Annotated in this window: 3 protein-coding genes; all 3 read left to right on the top strand. The window is 65.6% G+C overall.

The window, feature by feature from the left end:
• Positions 1 to 157: 157 nt before the first annotated feature.
• Complete coding sequence (locus QSJ18_RS20020) at positions 158 to 541, top strand: DUF1304 domain-containing protein (RefSeq protein ID WP_286328412.1); 384 nt, start codon at positions 158 to 160, stop codon at positions 539 to 541.
• Between the two features lie 98 nt (positions 542 to 639).
• Positions 640 to 1,059 carry a hypothetical protein gene (locus QSJ18_RS20025; protein ID WP_286328413.1) on the top strand — a complete coding sequence of 140 codons (420 nt, stop codon included), beginning with the start codon at positions 640 to 642 and terminating at the stop codon, positions 1,057 to 1,059.
• A gap of 198 nt (positions 1,060 to 1,257) precedes the next feature.
• A partial coding sequence (locus QSJ18_RS20030) for a multicopper oxidase family protein (RefSeq protein WP_286328414.1) occupies positions 1,258 to 2,804 on the top strand: 1,547 nt, incomplete at its 3' end.

Consider the following 2,804-nt stretch of genomic DNA (forward strand, 5'->3'; position numbering starts at 1 on the left):
AATCGAGAAACCCGCTCTGACCTCGGTCGGAGCGGGTTTCTTTGTGTTGATGTACCGACGCCGACACCGACGCCGGATGCGGCAGGTCTTCTTGGGTGCCGGTTGTCTGCGCCGTGTACTCGGGCCACCTGGCCGTGTCGGGCGTTAGATTGGCGGCATGCTCATCGCGGGACTCGTCTTCGCCGGCATCGCGGCGCTCATCCATGTCTATATCTTTTACCTCGAATCGATTGCGTGGACGACGCCGAAGGCTTTCGCCGCGTTCGGCACCACGCCTGAAGAAGCGGAGGCGACCAAGCCGCTGGCTTACAACCAGGGCTTCTACAACCTCTTTCTCGCCATCTCCATCGGGCTCGGCATCATTCTCGTCGCGGCGGGCCAGCAGGCGGTCGGGTCGACGCTGGTACTCGTCGGCGCCGGCAGTATGGTGGCCGCCGGGCTCGTGCTGGTGTCCTCGGATAGATCGATGGTGTCGGCCGCGCTCAAGCAACTGGTGCCACCCGCGATCGGATGTGTTCTGGTGGTGCTCGGACTCCTCTGACGTCGGCGCGTGACGCGCCCACCCATCCGATTCGGCTCGCTCTCCGAATGGCTTGGCGACGGTAACCGTTACCGCCTTCACTGAGCAGGAGACACATCATGATGTTTGCCAAGCGCGCGACTGTCGGATTCTTCATCACTGCGGCCGGAGCCGGAGCGATCGCTCTCGCAGGCGGCGGACACGCCGCCGCCGCACCCCAGGTGTGTTCGGGTCTGCCCGGACAGACCACCCAGCAATCCCACTGCTGGGCATCCTCGACTCCGAATGGGTTGAGCCTGGCCATCTCTGATGGCGGCGGCGTCGCCCAGGCCGGTGCCACAAACCTCGCGGGCCCAGCCGCCATCGCCATCGGCCCGAACTCATCGGTGAAGATGAACGGGATCAAGCCGGGGCTGGCCATCGGCATCGCCGGGCCCAACGCATCGGTCGTCGTCGACGGCAAGAGCGGCCCAGTCTGCTCCGGCCCCGGTTTCGCCTTCGCCGGCGACTTCCAGACGCTCAAGGGCTGCTGGCGCTGACCCAGCAGCCGGGTGGGAGATGTCGGCGATGACCTTCGAGGGCCAATGCGTCTTTGACCAGTGCTGATGCCGCCGAGAACGATGCTGTGTTGCGGTCGTTAGCAGGCATCATTACCGGTGGTATGGTGCGCTGTCGCCTGTTCTGGCGGACGGGCGAAGGGGCTGGGACTCACGGGTATTGATCGGCGGACGTTTCTGATGGGCGCTGCCGCGGCAGCCGCATCCGGGATGGCGGGCGGTCGCTTCGGTACCGGATCCGTCGAGGCCGGGCCGGTGCCCGACATCGAACTGCCGACCATCTTCCATTCGCCGGCGATGGCGCCGTACGTCGACGATCTTCCCGTGCCGAGCGTCATCACCTCATCGCCGTCGCAGCCGATCGAGATCGTCGCCCGTACCACCAGCAGCCGATTCCATCGCGACCAGCCGAAGGTCCCGACGATGGCCTACAGCGATGAGTCCTATCTCGGGCCGACCATCGAGGCGCACGTCGGCGAGCCGACCACCGTGCATTACCGCAGTGAACTCCGCAAGCACATCTTCGCGGCCGATCTGGACACCACACTGCACGGTGTTTCCGAACGCTACCTCGACGAGCCGGTCACGTCGATGCATCTCCACGGCGGTGCAACCCCACCGGAGTTCGACGGGAATCCGGAGCGGCTGATGTTGCCGCACCACGGCACTGCACGATTCGAGTTCCCCAACCGCCAAGAGGCCGGGCATCTTTGGTACCACGACCATGCGATGGCGATCACCCGTGCCAACGTCTACGCGGGTCTGGCCGGAATGTATTTCCTGCGCGACGACCACGACACCGGGACACCCGGTAATCCGCTCGGACTCCCCGCGGGAGAGTACGAGATACCACTGATCTTGCAGGAGAAGATCTTCCGCGGGGATGGACACCAGTCGTTGCGCTCGACGCCGGTGGTCCCGCAGGGGTTCTGGGAGGGTGGGGCGGTCGGTGATCGCGGACTTGTCAACGGCAAGGTGTGGCCGAAGATGACCGTGGCGCGTGGGCTCTACCGGTTCCGGCTGATCAATGCGGCGTCGTACTCCGTGTGGAATCTCTTCTTCTCCAACCGAATGCGCTTCTGGGTGATCGGTAACGAAGGGGGACTGCTCAACGCGCCGGTCGCGACGCGTTCGTTTACCGCGTCGCCCGGCGAACGGTTCGACCTGCTGGTCGACTTCAGTTCGCTCGCACCCGGCGAGACGGTGGATCTCTGCAACGATCTGGCGCCGCCATTTCAGGCGGCGATGCTGGGTGAGGTCACCATGCCGCGGTTCTGCCGCTTCATCGCAGGTGCCGACCGTGGACACCGCCGTTTGGTACCGGCGAGTCTTCGGGGTGGCGCGGGTCAGCCGAAGCGGATTCCGCCCATCGCCCGGCCGGAGCGGGTGCGGCGGGTGACCGTCTCACAGCCGTACGCGTTGCGCCTCCCGCCCGCCATCATGTCGCTGAACAATCTGCGCTACTCGGATCCGCAGATCGAGAAGCCGCGCGCCGGCACCACCGAGCGGTGGGACATCATCAACATCACGCCCGATCCGCACCCGGTTCACCTGCATCTGGTCATGTTCCGTGTTCTCGGGCGACGCCCCCTGCGCACCGTCGACTATCAGGCGGCCAATCCGCAGCCGCCGCTGGGCACGCGGTGGGCACCCGATCCGAGCAATTTCTACGCGGGGCCGATGCGTCGTCCGGCGGCCTGGGAGTCGGGCTGGAAGGACACCGTGCA

Origin of the sequence: Gordonia heveisoli (genome assembly GCF_030315745.1) — a bacterium.
Classification (GTDB): Bacteria; Actinomycetota; Actinomycetes; order Mycobacteriales; family Mycobacteriaceae; genus Gordonia.

Bases quoted from the DNA above. Each gene is read 5' to 3' on its own strand.
- QSJ18_RS20025 (WP_286328413.1), top strand. From the start codon at position 640: ATGATGTTTGCCAAGCGCGCGACTGTCGGATTCTTCATCACTGCGGCC.
- QSJ18_RS20020 (WP_286328412.1), top strand. From the start codon at position 158: ATGCTCATCGCGGGACTCGTCTTCGCCGGCATCGCGGCGCTCATCCAT.